This window comes from Corynebacterium sp. HMSC073B01 (assembly GCF_001838255.1).
Taxonomy (GTDB): domain Bacteria; phylum Actinomycetota; class Actinomycetes; order Mycobacteriales; family Mycobacteriaceae; genus Corynebacterium; species Corynebacterium jeikeium_D.
In genome coordinates, this window is the sequence record NZ_KV836169.1 from 1 (window position 1) to 5,370 (window position 5,370).

The following is a 5,370-nucleotide window of genomic DNA, read 5'->3' on the forward strand; positions in this document are numbered from 1 at the left end:
GTGGCATGCGGACACACTTTTCTTTACTTAACCCTCTAGCACGGCACGTCCACCGCAGCGATGCGGTGGGGTTGGATCGTGAGGCTCTCCCCGGTGGATTCGAGCACCGCGGAGATGGTGGAGGGGGTCATCATCACGATGGAGATCCAGTCATGGCTGGTGGCACCCGCATAGTCCACGTAGTGCAGGCGCACCTGTGTGCCCGCGGTATAGGCGCGGCGCAGCTCGGACATGCTCTCCCGCGGCGAGCGGAAGGTCCGGGTGTCCGAGGCCTTCGTGCCGTCCGCCGGGTCCACGGCGATGGCCTGGTCGTGGGCGCGGCGAAAACCCTCCACGGCGCCGTCGATCTCCGAGGCGATCTCGGTGGAGTCCCCAGTGATGTCCATGATGTTGCGCTGGGGAGTATCCACGCGAGACGGGACACGAGCCGAGTGGGGTTCGGTGGCGGAGCCCTGCTGGAATGCCCTGGTGGCGTCGTCAATCAAATACCGCAGGGACTGGGGAACGGACGAGAGACCGCCGGGGGACATGCGATCCAGGAAGGCCTCGATGTCCTTCCATGGGGCGTCATAGCGCTTCGGCCCGATCAGGCTGAATACGTCGCCTTCGCGGCCGTCCTCGCGCACCAGGGTGGCGGTGAGCCCCAGACGGCGGCGAGACTGCAGGTCGGAGGTCATGCGGAACACCGGGGCAGGCAGCAGGTGAACCTCGTCGTAAATGATTAAGCCCCAGTCGCGGGAGTCGAACAGCTCCAGCGCCCGGTATTCGCCCTTCGACTTGCGCGTGACCACTTGGTAGGTGGCGATGGTCACGGGGCGGATCTCCTTCTTCTCTCCGGAGTATTCGCCGATTTCATCCTCCGTCAGGGAGGTGCGGCGCACTAGCTCGTCCTTCCACTGCCTGCCCGCGACGGTGTTCGTCACCAGGATCAGGGTGGTGGCCTTTGCCTTGGCCATCGAGGCCGCGCCGACCATCGTCTTGCCCGCACCACATGGCAGCACTACCACGCCCGAGCCGCCTTCCCAGAAGCTATCGGCCGCCATCTCCTGGTAGTCGCGCAGCTGCCATTCTTCGTGTTCCTGCGACAGCTCGATGGGGTGTGCCTCGCCGTCGACGTATCCCGCCAGGTCCTCTGCGGGCCAGCCGACCTTCAGCAGTTCCTGCTTGAGCCTGCCGCGCTCGGAAGGGTGCACAACGATCGAGTCCTCGTCGATCTCTGCGCCCAACATGGGCTTGATCTTTTTGTGACGCCGGATCTCCGTCAGCACAGCCCTGTCCGTCGTCTCTAGCACGAGCCCGTGCGCTGGGTGCTTGATGAGCTTCAGCCGCCCGTAGCGATCCATCGTGTCGGCAATGTCGATGAGCAGCGGCTGCGGGGCGGGGAACCGCGAGTAGGTTTCCAGCACGTCCATGATCTGCTCCGCGTCGTGCCCTGCCGCGCGGGCGTTCCACAGCGCCAGCGGGGTGATGCGGTAGGTGTGCACGTGCTCCGGCGCGCGCTCCAGCTCCGCGAACGGTGCCAGCGCGGTGCGCGCCTCCTGCGCCTGTTCGTGGTCGATTTCCAGCAGCACGGTCTTATCCGACTGCACAATGAGCGGTCCGTTTCCAATGCCCACGCTGTGTGTCACTTCCTTTTTGTTTATCGACGCCACCGCGACGGTGTTGCTCAAGCCAAAGACATCATTTTACGCTGCAGTGGTGCGAACTCGTGCTCCACTATGCTGAGACCCATGATTGCTCAGACGGGAAATCTGCGCCAATGGCAGTATTTCGTGGCTTTAGCGGAGACCGGTAGTTTTACAGCGGCGGCAGCGCGACTGGGAGTGAGTCAGCCGCCTGTCTCCAATGCCATTAAGCGCTTAGAAGCTGGTGTAGGTACACCGCTATTTATCCGAGGGGCGGGGGAAGTGAAACTAACCGAGGCAGGGTTGACCTTGCTTCCATATGCCCGGGTGATTAATCGCGATCTTCAGACTATGCATTCGATGATTGACGGTATCCGAAGTGGTGCGCAAAGCGGGTTTCGTTTGGCCATCAGTAGTGCGCTTCCAAGCGAGATAGGATCGCGTATTGCAGCAAAGGCACAGCAGCATGATGGAGTAGTTTTGTCGTCACTGCCTTCTGTTGAGATTCTTGCCCGTGTTGAAGAAGGCGCTATTCATGCGGGGCTTGTTCAAGCTCCGGTTCCCTTGGGTACTCACCGCAGTGCGAGGCAGTTTTCTCTGTCACGTGATCTAGTGGTGCCGCCGGGGTATTCAAGGTTGGATAAGACCTTGTCTCAATTGAATCTGCTGGTGGAGAACCTGAATGACAATTCAAGTGCAGCCAGTGGTTTGGCGAGAGAGCTATTTCGGTCGGGTGTGTCTTGCGAAATTAATGATTCAGAGGATGCTCTAGGTAGGGGCTTATTGATTGGAAGAGGGGAGGGGATGTCTTTGGTATTTCGCGGTTTTCACCAGTTTGACAATGCTATTGAGCTTCCTTCCCGTTTCGATTTTTCCGTGGATGTAGTGGTTCGCCGAGGTGGGATGGACAATGGCGCCGAGGCCATGGCGGTCGCCGAAAGAATTTGTCGAAGGATTAACCAATGACTGCACGGATGGAGATGGCCCTGGAAAACGTGTTGACGCGGTCGGGGTGTGAGGGATGGTGGTGTGCATCGCGACTGCACGATGGGGTGACTATCGGACGCAAACAAGACGAGAAAATTACGGTGGCATCCTTATATAAAATCCGGCTCCTCCACCTCACTTTGGAAGCGATTCAACGAGGTGATCTGGATCCTCGTCTTCGTGTTGACGTTGCACCGTCCAAAGGAACTTACGAAGGGTATGGGTTCGCTGCCTTTGATGACGCAGTGAACGTGAGTCTCCGAGACTTAATGAAACAAGTCGCATCGGTGTCAGATAACGTGGCCGCCCACGAGATTTTGCGTCTACTGCCTGCGTGGGCTCGAGAAGCATTTCTTAAACGGTTTCCACCTCATTATGACTTGCAAGATCGGAATAGCTTAGTGACGGCGGAGAAACAATTGCGTCAATATGTTCAATCCCAAGGGGGGAGTAGTACAGATATAGCGTTTTCTGCAGTCTCTTCGTTGGCGGAAATAACTAATGACTTGGAACAGGTTTGGAAAGACGATAGTGCAGCGGTACGTCGATCTATGTGTGAACTCTTGGGGTTGCAGGTGTGGCGTCACCGTGTTCCTTCAGGCTTTCCTCCAAGCGGCGTTGATATCTATGGAAAAACGGGCACTGTAGGACTTCTCCATGGTGAAGCTTCGATTATCCAGGTTGAGGGCGAGGAGCCCATTGTGGTGTCCATCATGCTGAAACAGGTGGTGCCAGAACAAGCAATGAGTACTCACGATGGTGCTATTGGCGAAGTGGCTAGACTGCTCGTGGACGCTCTTCGTTAGAATTTCTGCCACTTGAATACACACTTCTACCATCGCCTATATGTGAATGAAATGAGACAATTGCATTATGTGATATTGGTGGCATCCAATGCGTCTCACTTAACGTCACTCCCATGATGACTAAGCACAATCGTTTCCGTCAGTCGGTGATTGCACTCTGTTCGCTCTCCGCAGTGATGTTGAGCAGCTGTTCAGCTCTACCGTGGGAATCAGACTCAGACGTATTTCTCAAAGCTTTCAACGCGGGAGATGACAGCAAGGCTGCACGGTATCTGGATCATCCAGACCCGGAGCGCGCCCTTCATGAATTTCGGCAGTCACTTCATGGTGTGAAGGTCAACATCGAAAAATCTGATATTTCCAATGGAAAGCAGAATACTCATGTGACTTGGTCCAAAGATGGTGTGGAGTTGGAGAGCAATGGTCGGCTCGTCCTTAGTGGACAGGATGGTAAGCCTCAATGGTTGCCTTCGATCTTCGAAGCTCAGTTGAGCGATGATTCCGCACTCTTTTTTGCTGAAGATAAACAGTACGATCTTCCAATTAAAGATCGCTTGGGCAATGAATATATGACCTGGACGAAAGTTATTCAGGTACGAGGTCGCAAAGATATAGCCTCTAGAGCGCAGGAATTGGCCCAGATTTTTGCACCAGTGTCTCCCACAACGACTAAGGAGTGGATCGAGCAGACCTTGGGAGAGTCTCAGGATGAAGACACCGTGCTCCTCACTTTGAGGCAGGAAGAATTCCGGAAGATACAAGAGCAACTTAGGACCTTTGAGGGAATTTCCACTGTGGAGCAGGGGCGTCTCTTAAGCGTGTCCAAAACTCTTAACTCTCCGCTGGATGCTGAATTGAACAAATATTGGGAGTCAGTGCTCGATGCTAATTCAGGATGGTCGATACGCGCTGAGAGTTCACAAGGTATGACGACGGTAGCCTCTGAGCCGCCTCGCCGAGTTCAGCCAATCGCAACCACTCTGGATAACACACTGCAAAGCGCAGCAAAACAAGCAGTGGACAGTGAGCAACGTGCCGCAGTTCTAGTCGTGCTCAATCCTAGAACAGGAGGTGTCCTTGCCGTTGCACAAAATGACAAGGCAAATAACCAAGGGCCAATCGCACTCACCGGGCTATTCCCACCGGGATCGACGTTCAAAACTGTGACCACAGCGGCGGCACTAGAGGCAGGGGCAGTCAGCATGGATGAGGAACTACCTTGTCCTAGCAATATCACCGTCGCTGGACGCAAGATTCCCAACGATCATGACTTCGATCTAGGTAGCGTTCGACTGGAAGAAGCTTTCGCCCAATCATGTAACACAACCCAAGCGGTCATTTCGGATCGTTTGGGAGAAGATGATCTGCAACGGACTGCTTTAGAACTCGGAATTGGCTCCGACTTCGACGTACCAGGGATGACCACACTTACTGGTTCGGTGCCGCGGACACCGGCTGGACCTCCTCGTGTGGAGGCTTCTATTGGACAGGGCGAGGTTCTAGCTAGTCCATTTGGGATTGCGCTCATGCAATCGACTGTCGCTAACGGCGGCTTGCTTGTTCCTCCACAGCTCATTCAAGGCGAACAGACAGTAGTGAATAAACAGGCAGACCAGCATGTCAGCGATACAACTATTCAAAGCCTCCGGACGATGATGAAATCAACAATTGACCACGGTTCAGCTAGGTCGTTGAGTGATCTTAGTGCACTTGGCGGAAAGACTGGTACAGCAGAAATTGATGGCAAGCTTTCCAATGGCTGGTTCGCTGGAACGACAGGGGAATTGGCGATTGCGTCCCTTGTAATCGAAGGAGATTCTTCTCAGCCAGCTGTGGAAATGGCCGGGCGTTTCCTTCGCTCGCCGGATGTTCAGAAATTCTCTGGAATTCAATAAACTTGCGTCATAACCTCTAGCACGGGTTAAGTAAAGAAAAGTGTGTCTTTTCCGGGC

The 5,370-nt window shown here is 55.1% G+C and carries 4 protein-coding genes; 3 read left to right on the plus strand and 1 reads right to left on the minus strand.

From position 1 onward, the window contains the following. Positions 1 to 35: 35 nt before the first annotated feature. Complete coding sequence (locus HMPREF2849_RS07115) at positions 36 to 1,616, minus strand: helicase-associated domain-containing protein (RefSeq protein ID WP_070862810.1); 1,581 nt, start codon at positions 1,614 to 1,616, stop codon at positions 36 to 38. A 114-nt stretch (positions 1,617 to 1,730) separates the two neighbouring features. On the opposite strand from HMPREF2849_RS07115, the gene HMPREF2849_RS07120 reads away from it, so the two are divergent. The 3 genes from HMPREF2849_RS07120 (at position 1,731) to pbp2m (ending at position 5,313) form a co-directional block, all read left to right on the plus strand. Then, on the plus strand, positions 1,731 to 2,591 hold the full coding sequence (locus tag HMPREF2849_RS07120; RefSeq protein ID WP_012360809.1) for a LysR family transcriptional regulator: 861 nt from the start codon (positions 1,731 to 1,733) through the stop codon (positions 2,589 to 2,591). After that, positions 2,588 to 3,418: a serine hydrolase gene (locus HMPREF2849_RS07125; protein ID WP_012360808.1), complete on the plus strand. Its 831-nt coding sequence runs from the start codon at positions 2,588 to 2,590 to the stop codon at positions 3,416 to 3,418. Before HMPREF2849_RS07120 ends, HMPREF2849_RS07125 begins: the two co-directional genes overlap by 4 nt. 113 nt (positions 3,419 to 3,531) lie before the next feature. After that, positions 3,532 to 5,313, plus strand: coding sequence for a penicillin-binding protein PBP2M (pbp2m, locus tag HMPREF2849_RS07130; protein WP_016421369.1), 1,782 nt, complete (start codon positions 3,532 to 3,534; stop codon positions 5,311 to 5,313). Positions 5,314 to 5,370 lie beyond the last annotated feature (57 nt).

Excerpts from the sequence above, each read along its gene's own strand:
- HMPREF2849_RS07120 (WP_012360809.1), top strand. The coding sequence starts at position 1,731 with ATGATTGCTCAGACGGGAAATCTGCGCCAATGGCAGTATTTCGTGGCT.
- HMPREF2849_RS07125 (WP_012360808.1), top strand. The coding sequence starts at position 2,588 with ATGACTGCACGGATGGAGATGGCCCTGGAAAACGTGTTGACGCGGTCG.
- pbp2m (WP_016421369.1), top strand. The coding sequence starts at position 3,532 with ATGATGACTAAGCACAATCGTTTCCGTCAGTCGGTGATTGCACTCTGT.